The following is a 293-nucleotide window of genomic DNA, read 5'->3' on the forward strand; positions in this document are numbered from 1 at the left end:
ATTGCTGCCAGCGGGTGCGTTTGCCCTGCAGCAGCGTGCGGGTCAGCACCACGCCGATAGCCAGGGACAGTAACAGCATCAGGCGTAAGATATTGGTGGTATTATCCACCTGCTTCGCCTCGGTCGCCAGGGTATGAGTATCGAGGGTCAGACGCAGGTAGCCCAGCGGGCCGTTTTTTCCTGGCACCGGTTCGACAATCTGCTGGTTGAAGTAGCCGCCGGCTTTTTTACCATCCAGCGCCAGCCGGTCGCGAACCTCGACGCTTTCGCCAGAGCGCGCCACCAGGTCGCCC

General features: G+C 61.4%; 1 protein-coding gene. It reads right to left on the bottom strand.

Annotation, left to right across the window (positions count from 1 at the left end):
- On the bottom strand, positions 1–293 hold a 293-nt coding region (locus QMN38_RS26830; RefSeq protein WP_323606438.1), incomplete at both ends, for an AhpA/YtjB family protein.

The organism is Citrobacter sp. R-1.5.2 (assembly GCF_035064245.1).
Classification (GTDB): Bacteria; Pseudomonadota; Gammaproteobacteria; order Enterobacterales; family Enterobacteriaceae; genus Citrobacter.